Raw genomic sequence first — 25355 nt, 5'->3', positions numbered from 1 at the left:
CAGGTTGTCGCTATTTTACCGTGCTGCCTCGCCAAATAGTGGCCGCCGCGCGATAATCGGGGCGCTCGAAGCGAAAAAGCGCCGGCAGAACGTGCGCCGGGGCGCCTTCAAGGCATCGCTCCTCCGTTTTTCCGCGGGCAATGCCGTCTGTTTTCGAGCCAGTTCCCACCCCGCAGCGCCGCTACCTTCAGAGTTTTTCTCGATGCCGCCAACCGTATTCATCGTTTCCGACGGTACTGGAATCACTGCCGAAACCTTCGCGCACTCGATTCTTTCCCAGTTCGACCAGAAGTTCCGTCTCGTCCGCGTCCCCTTCGTCGATTCGGCCGACAAGGCGTATGCGACGGTCGAAAAGATCAGCGAATCCGCCCTGCTCGACGGCCGCCGCCCGATCGTTTTCACGACGCTCGTCGACAGCGCATCGAATGCCATCGTCAAGAATTCGAATGCACTCGTGCTCGACATCTTCCAGCAGTTCGTGGAGCCGCTCGAGCAGGAACTCGATATGAAGTCGACGCACGCTGTCGGCCGCGGCCACCAGAATGCGGACACCGAGGAATACAAGACGCGTATCGAGGCGATCAACTTCTCGCTCGCGCACGACGACGGTCAATCGAATCGCAATCTGACCGAAGCCGACGTGATCCTGATCGGCGTATCGCGAAGCGGCAAAACGCCGACAAGCCTTTATCTCGCCATGCAATACGGCGTGAAAGCGGCGAACTATCCGCTGATTCCCGAAGATTTCGAACGCGGCAAGCTGCCCGGCGCGCTCGGCGATCACCGCGACAAACTGTTCGGCCTGTCCATCGACCCGCAACGCCTGTCCGAAATTCGCAACGAGCGGCGTCCTGGCAGCAAATACGCGGCGCTCGAAAACTGCCGTTACGAGATCAACGAAGCCGAAGCGATGATGCGGCGCGAGGGGATCAAGTGGTTGTCGTCGACGCACAAGTCGATCGAAGAAATCGCAACCACGATCCTCCAGGAAATCAAACTGGAACGGCCTGGCTATTGAAGGTGCAAATGCGACGCCGCATGGTTCAGGCAGAGCCGCTCAACGGGGCATGACGCCGAGGCTGCGGCCTTAAGCCCGCTGTTGACGGCACTGTTCGAACAGGCAAATGGCGGCGGCCGCGGCCACGTTGAGCGATTCCATCCCGCCCGGCTGAGGAATGCTCAACCGGTACGAAACGGCGGCACGCCACGCGGGTGACACGCCGGCGCCCTCGTTACCGAATACCCACGCGATGGGCCCCGACAGATCGCAATCGTAAAGCGGTGAGGCCGCGTGCGAATCGGTGATCGCCACCGGCACGGCGAGACGTGGAATCAACGTCTCGGCCGCGGCATCTTCGTGGACATCGAGCAGAAAATGCGCGCCCATCGCGGAGCGCAGTACCTTGGACGACCAGGCATAGGCAGTTCCGGGCGCACAAAATACACGCTTGATGCCAGCAGCAGCCGCGCTGCGCAGAACCGAACCCACATTGCCAGCATCTTGCACACCATCGAGCACGACGCAGGTCTCGTCGATGCGCTCCGGTAGCGCCCGCACGAGTTTCGGCACGACGAAGAGCATGCCAACGCCGTTGACGACATTCGATAGCTGCCCGAACAGTGCTTGCGGCAACGACACGACATGTGCCGGATCGACGCGCGCGACGATCTCCTGCGCTTCCGGATGATGCAATGCCTCGTCGGTGACCACGCAAGTCTCGGGTTGCCCCGCAACATCGAGGTAGGCGCTTGCGAGGTGAAAGCCTTCGAGCAGCGCATGGCCGCTTTTGCGCTGCTGGTGCGTCGAGCCGGCCAGCGCCTTCAGACGCTTATAGAGCGGATTGTCGCGCGAAGTAATGGCTTTCACGGCATCGAGGGAGGCGTGGGCGCGGCATCCTCGCCGGGCGCTGCCGCGGGCGCGACAACGTCCACGAGCGCGAATGCCTCCTCGAGCGTCGATGGGACCACGACCTGGGTGCCGGCAGGCAGGCTGACGCACACGCCGCGCTGCGCGTACGCCTCGCGCACCGGCGCAAACGAGCGCCGATGGTGCTCGCACGGGCCGTGCTCGGCCAGCGCGGCCAGGTGCTGCGGCGTACTGTAGCCGACATGGGCGTTGAACCCGTACACCGGAAAACGTTCGTGCAGCTCGTGCAGCATCCGGTCGCGCGTTACCTTGGCAAGAATCGACGCCGCCGAAATCGCCGGCACGAGGGCATCGCCGCCAATGATCGCTTCGCTTCGGATCGATAGCATGGGGCAACGATTGCCGTCGATTCTGGCCAGGGTCGGCGTGATCGCCAGTCCTTCGACGGCGCGTTTCATCGCCAGCATCGTCGCGTGAAGGATATTGAGCGTATCGATTTCCTCGACGCTGGCCGAGGCCACGCAATAGGCAATCGAGCGTTCGACGATTTTCTCGTAAAGCGCTTCGCGCGTTTTCGCGTTGAGCACCTTCGAATCGTCGAGACCGCGAATACGTCGTTTCGGATTCAGGATGACGGCCGCCGCCACGACGGGACCGGCCAGCGGTCCGCGCCCCGCCTCGTCGACACCGCAGACGATATCGAGCGGCGAGCTGAAATCGAGCGCCGATTGCGGCGCGTCGCCAGCCGGTTTGCCCGCTGCCTTCGATGCAGCCGCACCACTCGCCGCGCCGGCGCGGCGCGTTGGACCGGAGGCCGTCATGTTCGTACCCTTCTCGATTCGATGATCCGCTCGACCGCCTCCGCCGCGCGCTCGGCCGTGTTTCGTTTGAGCGTCTCATGCATGCGCGTGAACACTTCGGTGAGCGTGCGCCGATTCGCTTCGTCGTGCAACTGGGTCAGCGTTGCATCCGCGAGCGCTTGCGGCGTCGCGAAATGCTGCAGGATTTCGGGGACGACGAAGCGGCCCGCGAGGATGTTGGGCAAACCGACGTACGGCAGATAACCCTGGCGACGCATGATCTGTCCCGTCAACCAAGGCACCTTGTACGAAATCACCATCGGCTTTTTCAGCAGTGCGGCTTCCAGTGTGACGGTGCCGCTCTTGACGAGCACCGCGTCGGCCGCTGTCATGGCGCGCTGCGCATCGCCTGGGGTGATCGTCAGCGGCAGCCCCGGATGAGCGTCGGCGAGCGGCTGCAGTTGCGCGCGCACGCCCGGCGTCGCGGCCGGCATGACGAAGCGAACGTCAGGCTCGCGCTCGTGCATGAGCGCCATGGCGGCAAAGAACGTCGGCCCGATCAACTCGATCTCCGAGCGTCGGGAGCCCGGCAGCACCGCAATCACCGGACCGCCCGCGGGCAGGCCCAATGCCTGACGCGCACCCGCCATGTCGGGCACGAGCGGAATCTCGTCGGCAAGGGGATGGCCCACGTAAGTGGCCGGAACACCGGCTTTCTCGAGCAGTTCGATCTCGAACGGGAAGACGCAGAGCATATGGTCGACCGACCGCGCAATCTTCTTGATGCGGCCACCGCGCCACGCCCAAATGGACGGGCAGACGAAGTGAATGGTCGGAATGCCCGCTGCGCGCAACGGCTCCTCGAGCCCGAAGTTGAAGTCGGGCGCGTCCACGCCAATGAATGCGTGCGGCCGCTCTGCCAGCAGTTGATGCTTGAGGTCGCGCCGGATCCGCAGAATCTCGGGGATGTGACGCAGCGCTTCCACATAGCCGCGCACCGTCAGCTTCTCCATCGGCCAATGCGCGTCGAAGCCGTGCGCGATCATGCGCGGGCCGCCAATACCGTAGTAGCGCGTGCCGGCCGGTAGCCGGCGCACGAGGCCGCCCACGAGCGACGCGCCGAGCAGATCGCCCGACGGCTCGCCCGCTACCATTGCCACGCGCAGCGAGTGGGTCGGGAGCACCATTTAGCGGATGATGCCGCGCTGCGACGCGTCGATGAAGGCGATCAGCTTGCGCACGTGCTCGTCTCCGTCGCCGCCCGCCGCCGCGAGTTCGCCCAGCTGGGCCTTCGCGTCCTCGAGCGACAGCCCGTTCTTGTAGAGCAGACGGTAAGCGCCGCGCAGCGCGGAGATCGCCTCGGCGGAAAAACCGCGCCGGCGCAGGCCTTCGACATTGATACCGTGCGGCTCCGCTTTGTTGCCGGCCGCGATCACGAACGGCGGAACGTCCTGCACGAGCGCCGACGCGCCGCCGAGCATCGAATGCTCGCCGATCCGCACGAATTGATGAACGCCCGACATGCCGCCGACGATCGCCCAGTCGCCGACGATCACATGGCCGGCCATCTGCGCATTGCTCGACAGGATCGTGTTGCTGCCGACGTGGCAATCGTGCCCGATGTGCACGTACGCCATGATCCAGTTGTCGTCGCCGATCGTCGTCACGCCGCCGTCTTGCACGGTGCCGGTATGAATCGTCGTGAATTCGCGAATCGTGTTGCGCTCGCCGATGACGAGCCGCGTCGGTTCGCCCTGGTACTTCATGTCCTGGGGGCGCCCGCCGATCGAGGCGTAATGCCCGATCCGATTGGCAGCGCCAATAGTGGTATGGCCTTCGATCACGCTGTGCGAACCGATGACCGTTCCCGCGCCGATCGCGACGTTCGGGCCGACGATCGCGTACGGCCCGATTTCGACCTCGTCGGCCAGCTCTGCGCCCGATTCGATGATCGCGGTGGGATGAATCCTGCTCATGCGCCTTCGCCCTTCTTCAATACGTCAATGCGTTCACTGATCGGTATGCTTGATCGTGCACATCAGATCAGCCTCGGCTGCCGTCGCGCCATCGACCTCGGCGCGCGCTTTGAATTTCCAGATACCGCGCATGCAGCGTTCGAACGCCACGTTCAGAATCAACTGATCGCCCGGCTCGACGACGCGCTTGAAACGTGCGCCATCGATGCCGACGAAGTAATACAGCGCCGTCGCGGGATCGTGCGCCTCTTCGGTGAACGTCAACAGCGCCGCGGTCTGCGCCAGCGCCTCGATGATCAGGACGCCCGGCATCACGGGCCGCTTCGGGAAGTGGCCGACGAAATAGGGTTCGTTGATCGACACGTTCTTCAGTGCCTTGATACTTTTGTGCGGTTCCAGCTCGAGCACCCTGTCGACGAGCAGGATCGGGTAGCGATGCGGCAGCAGCGTCAGAATCTTATGGATGTCGAGGTTGATTTTTTCAGTGCTCATGGTGTGTCTGCTCCACGCTCGGTTGCGCGGATGATAACTGCTGTGCTTCGTTCGAAGCGTTCGTGCTGCCTGCGCCCGCGGCGTCCGCCGTTCATGCGCGGCACCGCCATTCGCGCACTTCAGGCGCTCTTCATGCTCCGCTGTCGCGCGCGGCGACAGCGGCCTCCAACGCTTTGATCCGCTCCCGCAGCTTGTCGAGATTACGCATCAACGCGGCGCTCCTGTTCCACTCGCCGTGCTCGACCGCCGGAAACGCGCTCGTGTAGATGCCCGGCTTGGGCAATGATTTCGAGACCCCCGATTTGGCCGTGACGATCACGTAGTCGCCCAGCGTCACGTGCCCCGCGATGCCAACGGCCCCGCCGATCATGCAGTGGCGTCCGATCGTGGTGCTGCCCGCGATGCCGGCACAGCCCGCGATGACCGTATAAGCGCCGATCCGGCAGTTGTGGCCGATCTGCACGAGATTATCGATCTTCACGCACTCCTCGATGACCGTATCGGCCATCGCACCGCGATCGATCGTCGTGTTGGCGCCGATTTCGACGTCCGGGCCGATCGTCACGCCGCCGACCTGCGGAATCTTGACCCAGGTCCCCGTCCGCGCATCGCCTTCGCCGACGAAGTCCGGCGCAAAGCCGAAACCGTCCGACCCGACGACGGCGCCCGCGTGAATGATCGCACGCGGGCCGATCTTGCAGCCGTGATAGACGGTGACGTGCGGATAAAGGTGCGCGCCCTCGCCCACGTGCGTGCCGCGGCCGATCGTCACGTTCGCATCGAGCCGCACGCCTTCGCCAATGACGGCGCCGGCCTCGATCACCGCATGCGGGCCGATGACCGCGCTTGCCGCAACCTGCGCGCCCGGATCGACCACTGCGCTCGGATGCACGCCCGCCGCCGCCTTGGGCGCAGCCAGGTCGATGAACATCTGCGCCACGCGGGCGAAATACGCGTAAGGATTCGGTGTGACGATGAAGTTACGCCCCTCGCGCGATCCGAGCTTCGCGAGGTCGGCCGGCGAGATCAGCACGGCGCCAGCTTGCGTCGCCTCGACTTGCGACAGATATTTGGGATTGGCTAAAAAGGCGAGCTGATCCGAGCGCGCCTGATCGAGCGGCGCGAGGCCGCCAACGCGCGTCGTCGCGTCGCCGACGATGTCGCCGCCGAAACGCTGCGCAATTTCACCGAGCGTCAATGCCATTCGCTTGCTACCCCGCGTGTTCAGTTCGCTGCGTTCGCCGCAAGTGCCTTGAGCACCTGATCGGTGATGTCGATGCGCGGGCTCACATAGACCGCCTCTTGCACGATCAGATCGTAGTGCTGCTGCTCGGCGATCTGCTTGATGACTTTGTTCGCGCGGTCGAGCACAGCGGCCAGCTCTTCATTGCGGCGCTGATTGAGATCCTCGTTGAACTCGCGACGCTTGCGCTGGAAGTCGCTGTCGAGATTCGACAGCTCGCGCTGCTTTTCCGCGCGCTCGACGCTCGACATCTTCGGACCGTTCTTGTCGAGCGCATCGGACATCGCCTTCAGACGCTGAGTCATATCGCGCAAGTCGCCGTCGCGCTTCGCGAATTCGGCCTCCAGCTTCTTCTGCGCCGCTTGCGCCGCGGCGGATTCGCGCAGAATGCGATCGGAGTTGACGGCCGCGATGCGGGCTTCCTGAGCACACGCCTCGCCGACGCTGGCGCCTAGCGCGACCGCCAGCGCCGTCGCGCAAATCAAGCGTTTCGAAAACGTACCGGTTAGCAAAATCTTCCTCTCGATGCTGTTTGGGGCGTGTTCGTCAGAATGCCGTCCCGATCTGGAACTGGAATTTCTGATATTTGTCGCCTTCGTGCTTCGTCACGGGGAAACCGAGGCTCAGCTTGAGCGGCCCGATCGGCGAAATCCATGCGAGACCGACACCGGCACCATACCGCAAGCCGTTCGCGCCGACACTGTTGCCGAGTTCGCCCCAGACGTTACCGCCGTCGAGGAACGTGAATACGCGCAGCGTCCGGTCATAGCCCGTACCCGGCAGCGGGAACGTCAACTCGATGTTGCCGACGACCATCTTCGAGCCGCCGATCGGATCTCCCGTCGTCGCATCGCGCGGGCCGAGCGAGCTCGGTTCATAGCCGCGCACGGAGCCGATACCGCCCGCGTAGTAGTTCTTGAAGATCGGGAAAGGCTTGCCCGCCAGACCGCGGCCGTAACCGCCCTGCAAGTTCAGGCCAAGCACGAAGCCGCGCGCGAACGAGTAGTAATACTGCGCCTGCAGGTCCGCCTTGTAATACTGGGTCGCGCCGGCCGGCGTGCCGTACTCGGCGTTCGCCTGCGTGAAGTAGCCGCGGCTCGGCACGAGCGCGCTGTCTCGCGCGTCGCGCGACCATGCCACCGTCACGGGGATGTTGTTCGATACGCGGCCGAAGTCGGTCACGTAATCGCGGTAGCTCTTGGGCGTGTTGCTGTCGATATCGAGCCGGTTCTGCTCGAAGCCCGCGCCGAAATAGACGGTATCCACTTCCGAGAAGGGAATGCCGAACTTCAGATCGCCACCGGCAGTGATGATCCGGAAGCTCGAGCTCGTCGAGTAATAAAGCGGCTCGGTCGTGCGGTAATAGACGTCGGTGATCCGCTTGATGCCGTCGACGGTGAAGTACGGGTCCACCTGCGTCACCGTCAGCGTGCGATAGGTGCGCGCCGTGTTGACGTTGACCGCGAGGCTCGTGCCGGAACCGAAGACGTTGTCCTGCGATACGCCGGCCGACAGCACGACCTTGTCCGTCGACGAAAAACCGGCGCCGAGCGTAATCGCGCCGGTCGGCTTTTCGGTGACCTTGACGTCCACATCGACCTGATCCGCCGTCCCTTCGACAGGCACCGTCGTCACATCGACATCGGTGAAATAGCCGAGCCGGTTGACGCGATCCTTCGATAGTGCGAGACGGCTCGAATCGAACCACGAGCTTTCGAGCTGGCGCATTTCGCGGCGCACGACTTCGTCGCGCGTGCGCGTATTACCGACGATATTGATGCGCCGGACATAGACGCGGCGGCTCGGGTCCACCTGCAGCGTCATCGCAACGGTGTGATGCTGCTGATCGATTTCGGGCTGCGCGTTGACGGTTGCGAACGCGTAACCGTATTCGCCGAGCTTGTCGACGATCGCTTTCGTCGTGGATTGCAGCTTGTCGGCCGAGAACCGCTCGCCCGGCTTGATCTTGATGAGCTTTTGCAGCTCGGCCTGACGATCGAGCAGATTGCCGGCCAGCTTGATACTCGAAATCTTGTAGGGCTCGCCCTCGTGTACCGTCAGCGTGAGGTACATGTCTTTCTTGTCGGGCGAGATCGACACCTGCGTCGATTCGATGTTGAACTCGAGATAGCCGTGGTTCAGATAGTACTTGCGGACGTTCTCGAGGTCGGTCGTGAGCTTGTCTTTCGAATAGAGGTCGTTCTTCGTGTACCAGGAGAACCAGTTCGGTGTCGACAGCTGCATCTCGTTGCGCAGCGTGCTCGTGCTGAACGCCTTGTTGCCGATGAAATTGACCTGCCGGATCTTCGCACTCGGGCCTTCCGTCACCGAGAACAGAATCGACACGCGGTTGCGGTCGACGGGCGTCACCGTGGTCTTGATTTCGGCCGCGTAAAAACCGCGCGTCAAATACTGGCGCTTCAGTTCCTGCTCCGAGCGGTCGACGAGCGACTTGTCGTAGTAGCGCCCCTGCGAGAGGCCAACGCTCTTGAGCGCCTTGAGCAGGGCATCCTTTTCGAATTCGTGCAACCCGGAGAAGTCGATCGAAGCGATGGCCGATCGCTCGACGACGTTGACGATGACCGTCTGGCCTTCCGTCGAAATCTGTACGTCGTTGAAGAACCCCGTTGCGTAGAGCGCGCGGATCGCCTCCGATGCTTTGTCGTCCGTGAACGTATCGCCTTGCTTGATCGGCAGGTAGGCGAACACCGTGGCCGGTTCGACCTGTTGCAGCCCGTTGATCTTGATGTCCTTCACCACGAAAGGCGCCGCGGCATGAGCGACGAGCCCGTGGACGGCGATGGCCGTGGCTGCGACAGTCTTAGGAACAAAGCGATGAGGTTTCAACAACGTGCTTCCCCAATGTTTTTAGCTGCATCAGTCCGCAGCGGCCTGCCGAGCGCATGCCGCGGGACGCTTTAGAAGTGGATTAAACGAGCCAGATCGTTAAAGAGCGCGATCGCCGACAACGCGACGATGCAAACGAGTCCGGCTCTTTGCAGAACAAGCTGCCAACGCTCCGATACGGCCTTGCCGGTCGCAGCTTCAACCAAATAATATAACAGATGCCCCCCGTCCAATACCGGAATTGGCAACAAGTTCAACACGCCGAGGCTGATGCTGACGAGCGAGAGAAAGGACAGGAAAGGCACCCAGCCGAGCCGCGCGCTCTTGCCGGCATAATCGGCGATCGTCACCGGCCCGGACAGATTCTTGATCGAGGCCTCGCCGATCAGCATGCGCCCGAACATGCGCAGCGAATACACACCGATCTCCCACGTGCGCCTCGCACCGCGTGCGACGCTTTCGAGCGGGCCGTAACGCACGTGCACCGTAGCCACCTTGGTGGCGAGCGCGGCCCCGATGCGGCCCACCTCGCGCCCCGTGGCGGAGTCTTCCTGGGCAACGGGTGTGATCGCCACGGCGAGCGGGCCGCTTGCGGCGTTGGGCCGCTCCACCTTGAGCTCGATCGGATGTCCGGCGTGAGCCTTCACATAAGCGATGAACGCCTCGGCGCCGTCGATGCGTCGGCCGTCGACCGTGCGTAACACATCGCCCGCCGCGAGGCCGGCCTCTTGGGCCGCGCTGCCGGGCTCCACGGCAGCCACCGAGAGCGCGCCGCCTTCGTCGAAACCCAGCTTCGACATGAAGTCGTCGTCGACGTCGCGGTCCGAGACACGGCCGAGGTCGACTTGGAAGTCATACGTGCCGTGCCCGTCGTGCGCGCGCATGACGATGCGCCGATGATCGAACGCCGCATCGAGCAGCTTCCAGCGCAAATCCGACCAGGAGCGCACAGGCTCGATGTCCGCACCGTGCACGTCGCCGATCGCGACGATCGTCTCCCCGCCTTCGAAGCCCGCATGCGCCGCTACGCTGTCGGCCGGCGGCGTGGCAAGCGTGGCCGCGGGCTCCACGACACCGGTCGCGAAAACTGCCGCGAAAAGGACGATGGCAAGCGCGAAATTGGCCAGCGGCCCGGCCAGCACGATCGCGATGCGCTTGGCAACGTGCTGGCGATTGAACGCGAAAGGCAGGTCGGCGCGGGCAATGCCCGCCCCGGGATCCCGCTCGTCGAGCATCTTCACGTAGCCGCCGAGCGGCAGCGCCGAGATGGTCCACTCGGTGCCGCTTCGTTTGCCGACCCAGGTCAGCAGCGGGCGACCGAAACCGATCGAAAACCGCAACACCTTGACGCCGCACAATCGCGCGACAGCGAAATGCCCGAATTCATGAACGACGACGAGCACGCCGATCGCAACGGCGAAGGCGGCAATTTCGATCAGCAGGTTCATCTACGTCTCACTGCAACGCGCGGTTCGCCCGGTCGCGGTGAACGGCAGTGCGCCCCGCGATGGGGCGCCGCGCGATGAAATCGATGGCGGCGCGCCGCGCAGCGGCATCGGCTTCGAGCACGGTAGCGAGCTCGTCGGGGCGTTGGTTCGGCACCGCATCCAGCACGGCCGCCACCGTTTGCGCGATATCGGTGAAACCGATGCGGCGCTCGAGGAAAGCCTCGACCGCGACCTCGTTGGCCGCATTGAGCGCCGCGCTGGCGATTCCGCCTGCGCTCAGCGCCTGCATGGCGAGCGCCAGGCACGGGAAACGTTCGTAGTCGGGTTTTTCGAAGCTCAGCGACGCGACCTGTACCAGATCCAGTTGAGCGACGCCCGAATCGACGCGCTCGGGATAAGCGAGCGCGTGCGCTATCGGTGTACGCATGTCCGGATTGCCGAGCTGGGCCAGCACCGATCCATCGGCGTACGAAACGAGAGAATGGATGACGCTTTGCGGGTGGATCAGCACGTCGATGCGCTCGCCGGGCAGATCGAACAGCCAATGCGCCTCGATCACTTCCAGCCCCTTGTTCATCATCGTGGCCGAATCGACGGAGATCTTGCGGCCCATGACCCAGTTCGGATGCTTGCAGGCTTCCTCGGGCGTGACATCGACGAGCGTGGCCGGTTCGCGCGTGCGAAACGGGCCGCCCGACGCCGTCAGGATGATCTTGGCGACGCCGCCGCGCGGCGATGCGTCGCGCGGCAGACACTGGAATATCGCGTTGTGCTCGCTATCGACGGGCAACAGCGTGGCGCCATGGTCGCGCACGGCATCCATGAAGATCGCCCCCGACATGACGAGCGCTTCCTTGTTCGCGAGCAAAATGCGCTTGCCGGCGACGGCCGCGGCCAAGCTCGGCGCCAGTCCCGCCGCGCCGACGATCGCCGCCACCACAGTGTCGCAGTCATCGCTTTTGGCCACATCGACGAGTGCCTGCGGGCCATAAGTCACCTGCGTGGCGCAGCCGGCCGCACGCAATTGCGCCTCGACTCGGGCTGCCGTGTCGGCATCGCCGACCACGGCGACCTCCGGCACAAAGCGCAGGCATTGCTCGACGAGCTTATCGCCATTGCGATGCGCACTTAAGGCGTAAACCGAGAAGCGCTCCGGATGGCGAGCGACGACGTCCAGGGTGCTCTCGCCGATCGAGCCCGTGGAACCCAGCAGTGTCAAACGTTTTGTCATAAGTTCATTTCCTGGGCGCCGAAGGCGCCTTACGCCACGAGCAACATCACGAGCGGCAACACCGGCAGCAATGCGTCGATGCGATCGAGCACCCCGCCATGCCCCGGCAACAGCGCGCTCGAATCCTTCACGCCCGCCTGGCGCTTGAGCAGCGACTCGAACAGATCGCCGACGACGCTGAAGGCGACGAGCCCGGTGAGCGCCAGGAGCGCCCGTACTGCGCCGAGCTTGGCCGGCAACGTCGAAAATAGCGTAGGCGCGAACGCTTCGCTTGCCATCGCCACGCCGCCCACGACGAGCACGGCGATCCAGCCTCCCACGGCGCCCTCCCAGGTTTTACCCGGGCTGATGGTCACCGCGAGCTTGTGCTTGCCGAAAGCCTTGCCGGAGAAGTATGCGCCGATGTCCGCAAGCCAGACGACGATCAGCACCGAAAGCACGAACGCGACGCCAATCGTGCGCGCCAGCACCAGCGCATGCCAGCAGGCGACGAAGACGACAAGCCCCGCCAGGACGAGGAACGCGCGCCACGCACCGTGTGCAAGCTGCGGCTTGCGGGCAAGCGCGAACGGACCCGCCAGGAGCCAGAATATCGCGGCCGCCTCGAAAAGCGGGCGCGTGGCCCGCATGCCGGGGCCGAGCCGCAGGCTCGCCAGCAGCGCCACCGCGGCCAGCGCGGCGTAGCCATACGAAGCGAGAGCCGGCAAACCCAGAAGGCGCCCCCATTCCCATGCCGCCAGGACCACGACCAGTCCAATCAACGCACCGAACGCACTTGCCGGCGCATAAAGCGTGACCGGAACAAACACGGCCAGCAAAACGATGGCCGTGACGACGCGAGTCTTCAGCATGGGAGGGAATCGACGTCCTGCGATTGCGGCTCGAGCTGTGCACTGGTGCGGCCGAAACGCCGCTCCCGGCGTCCATAAGAGGCAATGGCATCGGCGAGCGTATTGGCGTCGAAATCGGGCCAGAACGTCTCGGTGAAATAGAGCTCTGTATAGGCGAGTTGCCAGAGCAGGAAATTGCTGATGCGCGTCTCGCCGCCTGTGCGGATGAACAGATCGGGCTCCGGCGCGTAAGCCATCGCCAGATGCCGGGAAAACGCATCCTCGTCGAAACTCGCCGGCTGGCCTTGCTGCGCGGCCTCCTCGGCCGCCTTGCGGGCCGCCTGGAGGATATCCCAGCGCCCGCCGTAATTGGCGGCAATCGTCAGCGTCAGCCGTTCATTGCGTGCCGTTTTGGTTTCCGCGCGGCGAATGAGGTCTTGAATGCGCGTATCGAACTGCGACAGATCGCCCACGACGCGCAAGCGGATGCCGTTGGCGTGCAGCTTGCCGACCTCGCGCTCGAGCGCGGTCACGAAAAGCCGCATGAGGAACGACACTTCTTCCACGGGCCGGCGCCAGTTTTCGGAGCTGAACGCGAAAAGCGTCAGATATTCGACGCCCGCGCGCGCGCACGCCTCGACGGTCGCACGCACCGCATCGACGCCGCGCGTATGGCCCGCTACGCGCGGCAAACGTCGTTGCGTCGCCCAGCGGCCGTTGCCGTCCATGATGATCGCGACGTGGCGCGGAACGGCTGCGACATCGGGTACGCGAACAGTTGAGCTGGTATAAGTCATGGCCGCCGGGACAGATAACTGCTTTGAACGAAGTAAGACCGGGAAGACGTCGGGAAGCGCGAGGCCTCAGACCGTCATGATCTCGGCTTCTTTCGTATGCACGAGTTTCTCGATCTCGGCGACGTACTTGTCGGTGAGCTTTTGGACTTCGTCACTGGCGCGGCGTTCGTCGTCTTCGGAGATTTCCTTGTCCTTGACGAGCTTCTTGAGCTGCTCGTTGGCGTCGCGGCGCAGATTGCGCACGGCGATCTTCGCCGTCTCCCCTTCGCTCTTGACGACTTTCGTCAGCTCGCGGCGGCGCTCCTCGGTCAGCGCCGGCATCGGCACCCGGATCAAGTCGCCCTGCGTGGCGGGATTCAGCCCGAGATCCGACTCGCGGATCGCCTTTTCGACCACGGCGACCATCTTCTTTTCCCAAGGCTGCACGCCGATCGTGCGCGCATCGATGAGCGTCAGGTTGGCGACCTGCGAAATAGGCACGTTCGAGCCATAGTAGTCGACCTGGATATGATCGAGCAGGCCCGTATGCGCGCGCCCGGTGCGGATCTTCGCCAGATCGCTCTTGAACGCCTCGATCGAACGCTGCATCTTCTGATCGGCGCCCTTTTTTATGTCTGCCAGACTCATTTAAACCTCCGAACCTTCATAACAGTGCGGATCGCCCGCGCGCCAGCGGCGCGCATGACCACGACAAGCCGCGGCGGGCGTTTTCCGCGTTGTGCGAGAGTTTACACGTGGACCAGCGTACCCTCGTCCTCCCCCTGAATGATGCGCTTCAGTGCGCCGGGCTTGACGATCGAAAAAACGCGGATCGGCAGCTTCTGATCGCGGCACAGCGCAAACGCCGTCGCATCCATGACCTGGAGGTTGCGGCCGATCGCCTCGTCGAAGCTGATCGTCGCATAGCGCGTTGCCGACGCATCCTTGTTCGGGTCCGCGGAGTATACGCCGTCGACCTTCGTCGCCTTGAGCACCACTTCGGCGCCGATTTCCGAGCCGCGCAACGCCGCAGCCGTATCGGTCGTGAAGAACGGGTTGCCCGTACCGGCCGCGAAGATCACGACCTTGCCTTCCTCGAGTTGCCGGATTGCACGCGGTCGGATGTACGGCTCGACCACCTGGTCCATGCGCAGCGCCGATTGCACGCGCGCCTCGATGCCCGCGTGCCGCATCGCGTCTTGCAGCGCAAGCGCGTTCATCATCGTCGCGAGCATGCCCATGTAGTCGGCCGTTGCGCGATCCATGCCCGCCGCACCGCCGGCCACGCCGCGAAAGATGTTGCCGCCGCCAATCACGACCGCGAGCTGCGTGCCGAGGCCAACCACCTCGGCGATGTCCGCCACCATTCTTTCGATCGTCGCGCGGTTGATGCCGAAGGCATCGTCGCCCATCAAAGCTTCGCCGGAGAGTTTGAGAAGAACGCGTTTATAGGCTGTGGGCATAGCGGTATCCGATCGCGCCGAAGGGAGTGACGACAATGTGGAACTGTAGGGGTGAAACATAAATTCGAGCAAGCACCGCCCACGCCGCGCCGCGTGCTCGCCGGGCAACTGGCAAAACCGCCACCCGGCAAAGCTTGCGCGCGATGACTAAGGGAAAACCCTTGGTCAATAGTCGGTGCCGCCGATGCCGCGAAGCGGGTTCGTGCCGAACTCCGCATCGAGGCTCGCCTCGCCGCCCGAATGCACCGGCACCCGGACGCTTTCGAGGCAGGTACTTACTGTTGCTTGGCGGCTGCGACCTGCGCGGCCACTTCGGCCGCGAAATCGTCCTGCCGCTTTTCGATCCCTTCGCCGACGACGAAGAGCGCGAACTGCTGGACCGACGCATTGGCCGCCTTCAGCATCTGCTCGATCGTCTGCTTGTCGTTCTTCACGAACGGCTGATTCAGCAGCGACACTTCCTTCAGATACTTTTGCACGCTGCCTTCGACCATCTTCGCGACGATCTCGGCCGGCTTGCCCGATTCGGCTGCCTTTTGCTCGGCGATGCTGCGCTCTTTCGCGATCAGCTCGGCCGGCACATCGCTCGCGGAGAGCGACACCGGCTTCATGGCGGCCACGTGCATGGCGACATCCTTGCCGACTTGCTCGTCGGCGCCCGTGTACTCCACGAGCACGCCGATGCGCGTGCCGTGCAGGTAGGCCGCGAGCTTGTTGGTCGTCTCGAAGCGCACGAAGCGGCGGATCGACAGGTTTTCGCCGATCTTGCCGACGAGCGCGAGGCGCACGGCGTCGACCGTCTGGCCATTCAGCGTCAGCGCCGACAGCGCGGCCACATCGGCCGGCTTGTGCGCCACCACGAGTTCCGCGACTTGCTTGGCGAACGCGTTGAAATCGTCGTTCTTCGCGACGAAGTCCGTCTCGCAGTTCAACTCGACGAGCGCGCCCGCGTTGCCGCTGATGGACGAGACGATGATGCCCTCGGCCGTCACGCGCGAGGCGGCCTTGCTGGCCTTGTTGCCGAGCTTCACGCGCAGCAGTTCTTCCGCGCGGGACATGTCGCCTTCGGCTTCCGTCAGCGCCTTCTTGCACTCCATCATGGGCGCGTCGGTCTTCGCGCGCAGTTCTGCCACCATGCTTGCGGTAATTGCCGCCATCATTCGCTCCTTGAGTCTGTCTTTCATAGGCCGCCCGCTTTCGATGCGAACGGCAGGCATTCGTTCGCGGCACGCGCCAAAACCGCTGCGCCGCATCAACGGCCGTCGCCGCGGCCGAAACTCAAAAAAAGGGGGCCCCTGAAAGCCCCCTTTTTTGCCGGCCCCAGGGTTGCTTTACGCCTCCCCGTTGACCTCGACGAATTCGTCGCCGTCGCCTTCGCCACGCACTGCCTGGACGACTTCGTTCACCGCATTCGCGCGGCCTTCGAGAATCGCGTCCGCCACGCCAGCCGCGTAGAGCGCCACAGCCTTGCTCGCGTCGTCGTTACCGGGGATCACGTAGTCGATCCCTTCCGGCGAGTGGTTCGTGTCGACCACGGCGATGACCGGAACGCCCAGCTTGTTGGCTTCCGTCACGGCGATCTTGTGATAGCCGACGTCCACGACGAAGATCGCATCGGGAATGCCACCCATGTCCTTCACGCCACCGATCGACTTCTGGAGCTTCGCGATTTCACGTTCGAACAACAGGGCTTCCTTCTTGCTCATGCGCTCGGTCTCGCCTGCCTCGACGGCCGTCTCCATGTCCTTCAAGCGCTTGATCGAAACCTTCAGCGTCTTGAAGTTGGTCAGCATGCCGCCGAGCCAGCGGGCGTTCACGTAAGGCATACCGCAGCGCTGCGCCTCTTCGGCGATGGTGTCGCGCGACTGACGCTTCGTACCCACGAAAAGGATCGTGCCCCGATTCGCCGCCAGCTGACGCACGTACTTCAGCGCGTCGTTGTACATCGGCAGCGTCTTTTCGAGGTTGATGATGTGAATCTTGTTGCGATGACCGAAGATGAACGGGGCCATCTTGGGGTTCCAGAAGCGGGTCTGGTGACCGAAGTGGACACCGGCTTCCAGCATTTGACGCATGGTGACTGCCATTGAAATTCTCCGCGAGGGTTGGGCCTTAAGCCGGCTGCAGTAACGGATGCGCGACAGGCGTGCACGGACGATCTCGCCGATGCTCGCGTATCATGCGCACCCGGCACCCTGGGTGCGCCGGCTTGCGATTTACTCAAAATTTGACTCTTTGACTTCCAGCCGCCGAAGCCCCGAGCGAATCAAACACGGAATGAAACACCAATTCCGCCGGGCACCATTGACGACTAGCCAGAAAGTATATCACGCTCGCGGCGTCCGCCTCAACACCGACCTTGGTTTCAGCCGGCGGCTCTATATGGTGCGATAATCCGGCAATCCGCGTCCCATGCTGGCACTCCAATGGCTATCACGATCAAAAACGAATACGACGTCGAGCAAATGCGCATCGCGTGCCGACTCGCGAGCGAAGTGCTCGACTACATCACGCCCTTTGTCAAACCGGGCGTGTCGACGGGCGAGCTCGACCGGCTCTGCCACAACTACATGCTCGACGTGCAAGGCACGATCCCGGCGCCGCTCAATTATCAGCCGCCCGGCTACCCGCCCTATCCGAAGGCAACGTGCATTTCGGTGAACGACGTCATCTGCCACGGCATTCCGGGCGACAAGATCGTCAAGAACGGCGACGCCCTGAATATCGATATCACGGTCATCAAGAACGGCTATTTCGGCGATACGAGCCGGATGTTCATCGCCGGCGAAGGCTCGATTCTCGCCAGGCGGCTCGCCCAGACGACCTACGAGTGCATGTGGCTCGGAATCGAGCAGGTGCGCCCGGGTGCGCGGCTCGGCGATATCGGCCATGCCATTCAGAAGCACGCCGAGGCACATGGCTACAGTGTCGTGCGCGAATACTGCGGCCACGGTATCGGCAAGGTCTTCCATGAAGATCCCCAGGTGCTTCATTACGGCCGCCCCGGCACCGGTCTCGAGCTCCAAAAAGGCATGATCTTCACGATCGAGCCGATGATCAATGCCGGGCGCCGCGAGATTCGCACGATGCCCGATCAATGGACCGTCAAGACGCGCGACCGCAGCCTGTCGGCGCAGTGGGAGCATACGGTGCTCGTCACCGATACGGGTTTCGACGTGCTGACCGTTTCGGCCGGAACGCCCGAACGGCCCCGTCTGTCCGTCGCCGCCTAGCGGCGGCGCGCATCCGGTCAGTTGGCGGGGCCGCGGCGCGCATCGCGCGCGAGCGGCGGCGCCCGCTGCCTGGCCACCGTTTGTTGCCATCGTCAGCCGCATCTTCGTCGTCACATGAGCGTCCCAGCCGCCCTGCCCCACTCCATGTCGCTCAAAGCGGATTACCGCGTCGCCAAGACGGCGCTTCTCGATCGCTTCAAAACCGCCGGCAATGTCGATGCGGCCATGCGCGCGCTCGCGCGCGCCACGGACGACGCGTTGCGCCGCGCTTGGCTCGCCTGCGAAATGCCGGCCTCGCTCGCACTCGTCGCCGTCGGCGGGTACGGTCGCGGCGAGCTTTCGCCCTATTCCGACATCGACATTCTCGTGCTGTTGCACGAAACCCCCGGGCCCGAGCTCGAGGCGCGCATCGAGCGGTTCATCGGCATGGCGTGGGACCTCGGGCTCGAACTGGGCAGCAGCGTGCGCACCGTCGACGAATGCATCGACGAAGGAGAGCGCGACATCACGGTGCGCACATCCTTGCTCGAAGCGCGACGCATCACGGGCAGCACGGCGCTCTTTCAACGTTTCGCACTGCGCTTTAACGAAACGCTCGACGCGCGCGCATTTTTCCAGGCGAAAGTCCTCGAAATGCGTCAGCGCCATGCGAAGTTCCAGGACTCGCCGTATAGCCTCGAGCCCAATGTCAAGGAAAGTCCCGGCGGGCTGCGCGACTTGCAGCTGATTCTTTGGATCGCCCGTGCCGCCGGCTTCGGCAGCAGTTGGCGCGAGCTCGACCAGCGCGGTCTCATTACGGCGCGCGAAGCGCGCGAGCTGCGCCGCAACGAAGGCTTCCTGAAGATGCTGCGTGCCCGTTTGCATCTGATCGCGGGGCGTCGCCAGGATGTGCTCGTTTTCGATCTGCAAACCGCTGCCGCCGAGAGCTTCGGCTACCACTCGACGCAGGCGCGGCGGGCGAGCGAGCAGCTCATGCGCCGCTATTACTGGGCAGCGAAAGCCGTGACGCAGCTCGCGACGATCCTGATTCAGAATGTCGAAGCGCAGCTCTTCCCGCGCACGAGCGGCATTACGCGCGTGCTATCGGATCGCTTCGTCGAGAAGCAAGGCATGATCGAGATCGTCAGCGACGACGTGTTCGAGCGCGCGCCGTCCGCCATTCTCGAGGCATTCTTGCTCTACGAGGCCACGCCGGGCACCAAAGGGCTCTCCGCACGTACGCTGCGAGCGCTTTACAACGCCCGCGAAATCATGGATTCGCGCTGGCGCAAGGCGCCCGAGAACCGGCGCCTCTTCATGCAGATCCTCAAAGAGCCGCAGGGCATCACCCATGCACTGCGCCTCATGAATCAAACGAGCGTGCTCGGCCGGTATTTACTGAATTTTCGTCGCATCGTCGGCCAGATGCAGCACGACCTCTATCACGTCTATACGGTCGATCAGCACATTCTGATGGTGCTGCGCAATCTGCGCCGTTTCGCCCTGGCCGAGCATGCGCACGAGTACCCGTTTTGCAGTCAGTTGATGGCCAATTTCGAGCACCACTGGGTGCTCTACGTGGCCGCGCTTTTTCATGACATCGCGAAAGGCCGCGGGGGCGATCATTCGACGCTCGGCATGGCCGACGCGCGACGCTTTTGCCGCGAGCACGGCATCACGGGAGACGACGCCTCGCTGATCGTCTGGCTCGTGCAGCAGCATCTGACGATGAGTCAGGTTGCGCAAAAGCAAGACACGAGCGACCCGGCTGTCATCAAGCAATTCGCCGAACTCGTCGGCACCGAACGGCGGCTCACCGCCCTATATCTGCTGACGGTCGCCGATATCCGCGGCACGAGCCCCAAGGTCTGGAACACCTGGAAAGGCAAGCTGCTCGAGGACCTCTACCGCATGACGCTCGCCGTGCTGGGCGGCGCACGCCCCGACGAGCACTCCGAGCTCAAGACGCGCAAGGAGGAAGCCCTCGCGCTGCTGCGGCTCGAGACCGTGCCGGAGAATGCCCAGCGCGCGCTTTGGGAGCAGCTCGATGTCGGCTACTTCCTGCGGCACGACGCCGCCGATATCGCCTGGCAAACGCGCGTGCTGTATCGCCACGTCGAAGCCGAGGCGCCCATCGTACGCGCACGCCCGGCGCCCATCGGCGAAGCGCTGCAAGTGCTCGTCTATGTGCGCGATCGCCCGGATCTGTTCGCTGGCATTTGCGCCTACTTCGAGCGCAACGGATTGTCCGTGCTCGATGCCCGCATCAGCACGACCCGCCACGGCTATGCGCTCGACAACTTCATCGTCGCGCATCCGGAGCAAGACGTGCAGTATCGCGATATCGCGAATCTCGTCGAGCAGCAGCTCAGTGCCTGGCTTTCATCGGGCGAGCCGTTGCCCGAGCCGTCCAAGGGCCGGCTGTCGCGCCTTTCGCGCACGTTCCCGATCACGCCGCGCGTCGATTTGCGGGCCGACGAGCGCGGCCAGTACTACATTCTCTCGGTCTCGGCAAACGACCGGCTGGGTCTGCTTTATTCGATCGCGCGTGTGCTCGCCAACCATTGTGTCGGCGTGCATGCCGCTCGCATCAATACGCTCGGCGAGCGCGTCGAAGACGTCTTCCTGCTCGATGGCCGGGGTCTGTCCGACAGCCGGCTGCAAATTCAGCTGGAAACCGAACTGCTGCGAGCCATCGCGCTATAGGCGCTGTTTCATTGCCGCTCTGGCCCTACGCCCGCGGTCCCGTTTTTTAGAGAATCTATGCGCGTCAAACTGACAGCCAAGCATCCGCGACCGGACACACCGGATCGCGCTCCCGTTCGTTCCGGCAGCCCGTCGGCACGCAAGCCGGCGCGAGGTGCCGCAGCACCGCGTGCAGCGGGCACAGCGCCCGGCAAGGCAGCACCGGCGCCACGCGCCCCCGCCGCGAAAGCCGCGGGCGGCGCCCGGGGCGCGGGCACGGCACTCGCGCGTCGCACGCGCGAGGACAAGCCGGGCTCGTCGCCCGGTGAAAGAAGCCGGCGACCGGCAGCACCGGGCGCCCGCAGGGCAACCGCGTCCGGCAGTTCCCCGGCAGGCGCGCCGGCCGGCGTGCCGCGCGGCCGTGAGCGCGACAGCGTAGCGGGAACTCGCAGGGCTGCGGCAAGCAACGATAAGCGCACGGGGGGCGTCGCTAACGAAACGCGAAGCCGCACGCCGCGAACCGGAACGGGCAGCGACAAACGCGCGGGCGCCGCCGACGACGTGAGTCGGAGTGGCGCCCGCGCGCCCCGGGCTGCGGCAAGCCACGACAGACGCACGGGGGCTGGGTTCAACGAAAGCGGAGCCCGCACGCCGAGGACCGGAACGGGCAGCGGCAAACGCACGGCTGCCGCTGGGGTCGTGAGTCGGAGTGACACCCGCGCGCCCAGGACCGCGGCGGGCAGCGACAAACGAGGAGGCGCCACCGCGAACGAAAGCGGAACTCGCGCGCCCCACCGGAGCGCAGCGGGCACGGGCAAACGCTCGGGCGCCGCCGTGCAAGCGCGGCCCGAGCGTAAGACCGGCTCGCCGGTCAAGCGCCAGGCGACGGAACGTGCGGAACGTCCGGAACGTGCGGACCGTGCGGACCGTGCGGACCGTGCGGACCGTGCGGGGCGTCCGGAGCGTGCCGGGCGTCCTGAGCACCGCCCGAGCGGTGCCGCCGCAGCTAAGGCCCCGGCGAACCCCGAAACGGCGGGGACGATGCGCCTATCGAAACGCATGTCGGAACTCGGTCTATGTTCGCGCCGGGAAGCCGATGAGTGGATTGCGAATGGCTGGGTGCGCGTCGATGGCGAACGAATCGATACGCTCGGCGCTCGCGTACGCCCCGATCAGAAGATAGACATCACGCGCGATGCGCACGCCGCGCAATCGCGGCAAGTCACGATCCTTCTGCACAAGCCCGTCGGCTACGTGTCGGGACAGGCCGAAGACGGCTACGAACCCGCCGTCACGCTCGTCACCGCAGCCAATCGCTGGGACGGGGACCGTTCGCCCGTGCGCTTCTCCCCGAGTCATCTGCGCGCGCTCGCGCCCGCTGGCCGCCTCGATATCGATTCGACGGGGCTGCTCGTGCTGACACAGGACGGCCGCGTCGCAAAGCAGCTGATCGGCGAGCATTCGAGCGTGGAAAAGGAATATCTCGTACGTGTGACCTACGGCGAGCACACGACCGATGTCGATCAGCACTTTCCCGCCGACAAACTCGCGTTGCTGCGGTTCGGTTTGTCGCTCGATGACGCGGCGCTGAAACCGGCCAAGGTCAGTTGGCAAAACGGCGAACAGCTGCGCTTTGCCCTGCGCGAAGGAAAGAAGCGGCAAATCCGTCGCATGTGCGAACTCGTCGGCTTGCACGTCGTCGGACTGAAGCGTGTCCGCATGGGCCGCGTGGCGCTGGGCGCACTGCCGCAGGGAAAATGGCGCTATCTGCTTGCGGACGAGGCGTTTTGAACAGCGACGCCGTCCGGGGCTCGCTCTCGCGAGCTCGCCCGGACGAACGGGAAGCGCGCGTCAGTCGTCGCTGTTGGGGTCGAGATCGGGGAAGAGCACCTCGGTGAAGCCGAAATTCGAGAAATCGGTTATCCGCATCGGATAGAGCTTGCCGATCAGATGATCGCATTCGTGCTGCACGACGCGCGCATGAAAGCCTTCCGCCACGCGGTCGATCGGCTGCCCATACTGATCGAACCCGTGGTAGCGGATCATCGAAAATCGTCCGACGATCCCGCGCATGCCCGGCACTGACAGGCACCCTTCCCAGCCCTCTTCCGTATCTTGCGATACCGGTGTGATGGTCGGGTTGATGAGCACCGTCTCAGGCACCGGCGGTGCCTCGGGATAGCGTTCGTTGTGTCCAAAGCCGAAGATGACCACCTGCTGATCGACACCGATCTGCGGTGCGGCAAGCCCCGCGCCGTTGGCGGCATGCATCGTCTCGAACATGTCCGCGATGAGTGCATGAAGCTCGGGCGTGTCGAAATGATCGACGGGCTGGGCAATGCGCAAAAGACGCGGATCGCCCATCTTGAGAATTTCGCGAATCATGGATTGTGACCCTCCAGAAGCTTGCGCATACCGTCTTCGTCGAGCACGGGAATGCCGAGTTCCTCGGCTTTCGCAAGCTTGCTGCCCGCCTCGCTTCCCGCCACCACATAATCGGTTTTCTTCGACACGGAGCCGGACACCTTTGCGCCGGCCGCCTCCAGCAGTTCCTTGGCGTCTTCGCGCGAGTATGTCGGCAGCGTACCGGTCAACACGACGGTCTTGCCGGCCAGCGCGCCTTGCGGCGCGCGCGGCGCCGGCGGCCCTTCGGGCCAGCTCACTTTGCCGGGCGCCCGCAACTGTTCGATGACAGTCCGATTGTGCTCTTCCGCGAAGAACTGATGAATCGACTCGGCCACGACGGGGCCGACATCGTTGACTTCGAGCAATTCCTCCATCGACGCGTTCATCAACGGATCGAGCGAGCCGAAATGGCGCGCGAGGTCCTTCGCCGTCGATTCGCCCACGTGCCGAATACCGAGCGCATAGATGAAGCGGGCAAGCGTCGTGTGCTTGGCCTGTTCGAGCGAATCCAGCAGATTCTGCGCCGATTTTTCGGCAAAGCGGTCGAGTTGGGCCAGCGTCGCAAAGCCCAGATTGAAAAGATCGGCCGGTGTACGCACGAGCTGCTGCTCGACGAGCTGGTCGATGATCTTTTCACCGAGCCCATCGATATCGAGCGCGCGGCGCTGCGCAAAATGCCAGATGGCCTGCTTGCGCTGCGCAGGACAGAACAGCCCCCCGGTGCATCGTGCGACGGCTTCGTCCGGCAGCCGCTCGATGCGCGAACCGCAGACCGGGCAGTGCGTGGGCATCACGAACTCGCGCGCGTTCTCGGGCCGGCGCTCGAGCATGACGGACACGAGCTCGGGGATCACATCGCCCGCGCGTCGTACGACGACGGTGTCGCCAATGCGGGCGTCCTTGCGGCGTACCTCGTCTTCGTTGTGCAAGGTGGCGTTCGTGACGGTCACGCCGCCGACGAAGACCGGCTTCAGCCGCGCCACCGGCGTAATCGCGCCCGTGCGCCCGACGTTGACGTAGATGTCGAGCAGCTCCGTCATGGCCTCTTCGGCCGGGAATTTATGCGCGAGCGCGAAACGCGGCGCTCTCGAAACGAATCCGAGCCGGTCCTGCTCGTCTCGCCGATTGACCTTGTAGACGACGCCGTCGATCTCGTAAGGCAACGACTTGCGTTTTTCGCCGATACGTCGGAAGAATTCGAGGAGCCCTTGCGCGCCGTTGACCGTGGCGCGTTCGGCGCACACCGGCAACCCGAGCTCGCCGTACCAGTCGAGCAGCGCGCTATGCGTACCGGGCATCTCGATACCGTCGAGTTCGCCGATGCCGTATGAAAAAAAGGAAAGCGGCCGATGAGCGGTGATTCTCGGATCGAGCTGCCGCAGACTGCCCGCCGCCGCATTGCGCGGATTCGCGAATTCGCGTTGCTCGGCTTCGCGTTGACGCGCGTTGAGCCGCTCGAAGTCGCGCTTGAACATCAGCACCTCGCCTCGCACCTCGACGAGGCGCGGCACGCGATCGCCCTTCAGCTTGAGCGGAATGGAACGGATCGTACGCACGTTCTGGGTCACATCCTCGCCCGTCGCGCCATCGCCGCGCGTCGCTGCCTGCACGAGCCGGCCGTTCTCGTAGCGCAGCGCGATCGCGAGGCCGTCGAACTTCAGCTCGCACGCGTATTCGACCGATTCGCTGTGGAGCACGTCGGCAACGCGTTTGTCGAAGGCGACGATATCTTCGTCGGTAAAGCCGTTGTTCAGCGAGAGCATCGGCACCGCATGGTGCACGGGCGCGAAGCCGCTCGATGCCTGGCCGCCGACACGCTGCGTCGGCGACTCGGGCGTGATCAGATCGGGGTGTTCGCTTTCGATGCGCTGCAGTTCGAGAAAGAGCCGGTCGTATTCGGCATCGGGCAGCTCGGGCTGATCGAGCACGTAGTACTGATAGTTGGCGCGATCGAGCTCCGCACGCAGCCATGCTGCGCGCTCGGCGGGTTGGTCTGTCGGTGCTTGTGCAGTGTGTGGGGCCATGCCGGGGCGCTCTTGTTCGATTTCGAGTTCACCCCGGCATTATCGCAGCGCCCGT

Annotated in this window: 22 protein-coding genes; 4 read left to right on the top strand and 18 right to left on the bottom strand. The window is 64.1% G+C overall.

The window, feature by feature from the left end; translation table 11 throughout:
- Positions 1–202 precede the first annotated feature (202 nt).
- Positions 203–1018: a posphoenolpyruvate synthetase regulatory kinase/phosphorylase PpsR gene (ppsR, locus tag ACO1XS_RS15245; RefSeq protein ID WP_331572811.1), complete on the top strand. Its 816-nt coding sequence runs from the start codon at positions 203–205 to the stop codon at positions 1016–1018.
- 69 nt (positions 1019–1087) lie between these two features.
- On the opposite strand, the gene ACO1XS_RS15240 is transcribed toward ppsR, so the two are convergent.
- The 16 genes from ACO1XS_RS15240 to rpsB form a co-directional block, all read right to left on the bottom strand.
- Complete coding sequence (locus ACO1XS_RS15240; RefSeq protein ID WP_331572809.1) at positions 1088–1867, bottom strand: TrmH family RNA methyltransferase; 780 nt, start codon at positions 1865–1867, stop codon at positions 1088–1090.
- A complete protein-coding gene (gene rnhB / locus ACO1XS_RS15235; RefSeq protein ID WP_486391073.1) occupies positions 1864–2688 on the bottom strand; it encodes a ribonuclease HII in 825 nt (274 codons plus the stop codon). Before rnhB ends, ACO1XS_RS15240 begins: the two co-directional genes overlap by 4 nt.
- Complete coding sequence (lpxB, locus tag ACO1XS_RS15230; RefSeq protein WP_331572805.1) at positions 2685–3854, bottom strand: lipid-A-disaccharide synthase; 1170 nt, start codon at positions 3852–3854, stop codon at positions 2685–2687. Before lpxB ends, rnhB begins: the two co-directional genes overlap by 4 nt.
- A complete protein-coding gene (gene lpxA / locus ACO1XS_RS15225; protein WP_331572803.1) occupies positions 3855–4643 on the bottom strand; it encodes an acyl-ACP--UDP-N-acetylglucosamine O-acyltransferase in 789 nt (262 codons plus the stop codon).
- Positions 4644–4676: 33 nt separating this feature from the next.
- Entirely contained in the window at positions 4677–5135 is a 459-nt protein-coding gene (fabZ, locus tag ACO1XS_RS15220; protein WP_440563773.1) for a 3-hydroxyacyl-ACP dehydratase FabZ, read from the bottom strand.
- A gap of 130 nt (positions 5136–5265) precedes the next feature.
- Positions 5266–6339 (bottom strand): UDP-3-O-(3-hydroxymyristoyl)glucosamine N-acyltransferase, encoded by a 1074-nt coding sequence (gene lpxD, locus ACO1XS_RS15215; RefSeq protein ID WP_486391072.1) that lies wholly within the window; start codon positions 6337–6339, stop codon positions 5266–5268.
- A 20-nt stretch (positions 6340–6359) separates the two neighbouring features.
- Positions 6360–6890, bottom strand: coding sequence for an OmpH/Skp family outer membrane protein (locus ACO1XS_RS15210; protein WP_331572797.1), 531 nt, complete (start codon positions 6888–6890; stop codon positions 6360–6362).
- Positions 6891–6924: 34 nt separating this feature from the next.
- On the bottom strand, positions 6925–9228 hold the full coding sequence (bamA, locus tag ACO1XS_RS15205; protein WP_331572796.1) for an outer membrane protein assembly factor BamA: 2304 nt from the start codon (positions 9226–9228) through the stop codon (positions 6925–6927).
- A gap of 68 nt (positions 9229–9296) precedes the next feature.
- Positions 9297–10673 (bottom strand): RIP metalloprotease RseP, encoded by a 1377-nt coding sequence (gene rseP / locus ACO1XS_RS15200; protein ID WP_486391071.1) that lies wholly within the window; start codon positions 10671–10673, stop codon positions 9297–9299.
- 7 nt (positions 10674–10680) lie between these two features.
- A complete protein-coding gene (locus tag ACO1XS_RS15195; protein ID WP_440563779.1) occupies positions 10681–11904 on the bottom strand; it encodes a 1-deoxy-D-xylulose-5-phosphate reductoisomerase in 1224 nt (407 codons plus the stop codon).
- Between the two features lie 29 nt (positions 11905–11933).
- Positions 11934–12755, bottom strand: a complete 822-nt coding sequence (locus tag ACO1XS_RS15190; protein ID WP_331572790.1) for a phosphatidate cytidylyltransferase — start codon at positions 12753–12755, stop codon at positions 11934–11936.
- Positions 12749–13531, bottom strand: a complete 783-nt coding sequence (uppS, locus tag ACO1XS_RS15185; protein WP_331572787.1) for a polyprenyl diphosphate synthase — start codon at positions 13529–13531, stop codon at positions 12749–12751. The genes ACO1XS_RS15190 and uppS overlap by 7 nt, the downstream gene beginning before the upstream one ends.
- A gap of 66 nt (positions 13532–13597) precedes the next feature.
- The gene (frr, locus tag ACO1XS_RS15180) at positions 13598–14158 is read right to left on the bottom strand and encodes a ribosome recycling factor (RefSeq protein ID WP_331572785.1); all 561 of its coding nucleotides are present in this window, start codon (positions 14156–14158) and stop codon (positions 13598–13600) included.
- Positions 14159–14259: 101 nt separating this feature from the next.
- Positions 14260–14973 (bottom strand): UMP kinase, encoded by a 714-nt coding sequence (pyrH, locus tag ACO1XS_RS15175; protein ID WP_173259036.1) that lies wholly within the window; start codon positions 14971–14973, stop codon positions 14260–14262.
- 275 nt (positions 14974–15248) lie between these two features.
- A complete protein-coding gene (gene tsf / locus ACO1XS_RS15170; RefSeq protein WP_331572836.1) occupies positions 15249–16130 on the bottom strand; it encodes a translation elongation factor Ts in 882 nt (293 codons plus the stop codon).
- A 174-nt stretch (positions 16131–16304) separates the two neighbouring features.
- The gene (gene rpsB, locus ACO1XS_RS15165) at positions 16305–17060 is read right to left on the bottom strand and encodes a 30S ribosomal protein S2 (RefSeq protein ID WP_331572783.1); all 756 of its coding nucleotides are present in this window, start codon (positions 17058–17060) and stop codon (positions 16305–16307) included.
- Positions 17061–17399: 339 nt separating this feature from the next.
- On the opposite strand from rpsB, the gene map reads away from it, so the two are divergent.
- The 3 genes from map (at position 17400) to ACO1XS_RS15150 (ending at position 22661) form a co-directional block, all read left to right on the top strand.
- On the top strand, positions 17400–18206 hold the full coding sequence (map, locus tag ACO1XS_RS15160) for a type I methionyl aminopeptidase (protein ID WP_331572781.1): 807 nt from the start codon (positions 17400–17402) through the stop codon (positions 18204–18206).
- Between the two features lie 114 nt (positions 18207–18320).
- Complete coding sequence (locus ACO1XS_RS15155; RefSeq protein WP_331572779.1) at positions 18321–20891, top strand: [protein-PII] uridylyltransferase; 2571 nt, start codon at positions 18321–18323, stop codon at positions 20889–20891.
- A gap of 1020 nt (positions 20892–21911) precedes the next feature.
- Entirely contained in the window at positions 21912–22661 is a 750-nt protein-coding gene (locus ACO1XS_RS15150) for a pseudouridine synthase (RefSeq protein WP_331572777.1), read from the top strand.
- Between the two features lie 60 nt (positions 22662–22721).
- Here the strand turns inward: ACO1XS_RS15150 and def are convergent, their stop codons facing one another.
- Both def and ligA read right to left on the bottom strand, forming a co-directional pair.
- A complete protein-coding gene (gene def, locus ACO1XS_RS15145) occupies positions 22722–23255 on the bottom strand; it encodes a peptide deformylase (RefSeq protein ID WP_173259048.1) in 534 nt (177 codons plus the stop codon).
- A complete protein-coding gene (ligA, locus tag ACO1XS_RS15140; protein ID WP_486391070.1) occupies positions 23252–25300 on the bottom strand; it encodes an NAD-dependent DNA ligase LigA in 2049 nt (682 codons plus the stop codon). The genes def and ligA overlap by 4 nt, the downstream gene beginning before the upstream one ends.
- Between the last annotated feature and the right edge of the window lie 55 nt (positions 25301–25355).

The organism is Trinickia sp., from assembly GCF_057351765.1.
The sequence above is the reverse complement of the archived record's forward strand: the minus strand, read 5'-3'. Positions and strand labels throughout refer to the sequence as shown.

What these genes read in the sequence shown, in the direction of transcription:
- ppsR (WP_331572811.1), top strand. Translation starts at nt 203, where the DNA reads ATGCCGCCAACCGTATTCATCGTTTCCGACGGTACTGGAATCACTGCC.
- rnhB (WP_486391073.1), bottom strand. Translation starts at nt 2,688, where the DNA reads ATGACGGCCTCCGGTCCAACGCGCCGCGCCGGCGCGGCGAGTGGTGCG.
- lpxB (WP_331572805.1), bottom strand. Translation starts at nt 3,854, where the DNA reads ATGGTGCTCCCGACCCACTCGCTGCGCGTGGCAATGGTAGCGGGCGAG.
- lpxA (WP_331572803.1), bottom strand. Translation starts at nt 4,643, where the DNA reads ATGAGCAGGATTCATCCCACCGCGATCATCGAATCGGGCGCAGAGCTG.
- fabZ (WP_440563773.1), bottom strand. Translation starts at nt 5,135, where the DNA reads ATGAGCACTGAAAAAATCAACCTCGACATCCATAAGATTCTGACGCTG.
- lpxD (WP_486391072.1), bottom strand. Translation starts at nt 6,339, where the DNA reads ATGGCATTGACGCTCGGTGAAATTGCGCAGCGTTTCGGCGGCGACATC.
- rseP (WP_486391071.1), bottom strand. Translation starts at nt 10,673, where the DNA reads ATGAACCTGCTGATCGAAATTGCCGCCTTCGCCGTTGCGATCGGCGTG.
- ACO1XS_RS15195 (WP_440563779.1), bottom strand. Translation starts at nt 11,904, where the DNA reads ATGACAAAACGTTTGACACTGCTGGGTTCCACGGGCTCGATCGGCGAG.
- ACO1XS_RS15190 (WP_331572790.1), bottom strand. Translation starts at nt 12,755, where the DNA reads ATGCTGAAGACTCGCGTCGTCACGGCCATCGTTTTGCTGGCCGTGTTT.
- uppS (WP_331572787.1), bottom strand. Translation starts at nt 13,531, where the DNA reads ATGACTTATACCAGCTCAACTGTTCGCGTACCCGATGTCGCAGCCGTT.
- frr (WP_331572785.1), bottom strand. Translation starts at nt 14,158, where the DNA reads ATGAGTCTGGCAGACATAAAAAAGGGCGCCGATCAGAAGATGCAGCGT.
- pyrH (WP_173259036.1), bottom strand. Translation starts at nt 14,973, where the DNA reads ATGCCCACAGCCTATAAACGCGTTCTTCTCAAACTCTCCGGCGAAGCT.
- tsf (WP_331572836.1), bottom strand. Translation starts at nt 16,130, where the DNA reads ATGGCGGCAATTACCGCAAGCATGGTGGCAGAACTGCGCGCGAAGACC.
- rpsB (WP_331572783.1), bottom strand. Translation starts at nt 17,060, where the DNA reads ATGGCAGTCACCATGCGTCAAATGCTGGAAGCCGGTGTCCACTTCGGT.
- map (WP_331572781.1), top strand. Translation starts at nt 17,400, where the DNA reads ATGGCTATCACGATCAAAAACGAATACGACGTCGAGCAAATGCGCATC.
- ACO1XS_RS15155 (WP_331572779.1), top strand. Translation starts at nt 18,321, where the DNA reads ATGAGCGTCCCAGCCGCCCTGCCCCACTCCATGTCGCTCAAAGCGGAT.
- ACO1XS_RS15150 (WP_331572777.1), top strand. Translation starts at nt 21,912, where the DNA reads ATGCGCCTATCGAAACGCATGTCGGAACTCGGTCTATGTTCGCGCCGG.
- def (WP_173259048.1), bottom strand. Translation starts at nt 23,255, where the DNA reads ATGATTCGCGAAATTCTCAAGATGGGCGATCCGCGTCTTTTGCGCATT.
- ligA (WP_486391070.1), bottom strand. Translation starts at nt 25,300, where the DNA reads ATGGCCCCACACACTGCACAAGCACCGACAGACCAACCCGCCGAGCGC.